Origin of the sequence: Burkholderia cepacia (assembly GCF_001039005.1) — a bacterium.
GTDB lineage: Bacteria > Pseudomonadota > Gammaproteobacteria > Burkholderiales > Burkholderiaceae > Burkholderia > Burkholderia theae.
In genome coordinates this window covers 1-272 of sequence record NZ_LDWR01000156.1, presented here as the reverse complement: position 1 = coordinate 272, position 272 = coordinate 1, and the positions used below count along the sequence as shown (strand labels likewise).

The 272-nt window shown below is 60.7% G+C and carries 1 protein-coding gene; it reads left to right on the top strand.

The window, feature by feature from the left end:
* Positions 1–19 precede the first annotated feature (19 nt).
* Positions 20–272 (top strand): hypothetical protein (locus tag VL15_RS42980; RefSeq protein WP_230684634.1); only part of this gene is annotated, 253 nt, incomplete at its 3' end.

Below are 272 nucleotides of genomic sequence, written 5' to 3'. Positions count from 1 at the left end.
GCCGGTCGACAGCGAGCTGATGCTCGTCGAAGTCGAGGTGGACAACGAGGAGATCGAGCTGTTCGCCGATGACAAGCCGGTCGACGTTGAAGTCGACAGCGACGACACCGAGCTATTGGTCGAGCTCAACCCAGTCGACAGCGAGTTGATGCCCGTCGAAGTCGACGTAGAGAGCGAAGAGATCGAACTGTTGGCCGACGACAGGCCGGTCGAGGTCGACGTGGACAGCGACGTGATCGAGCTGTTCGCTGACGACAAGCCCGTCGAAGTCG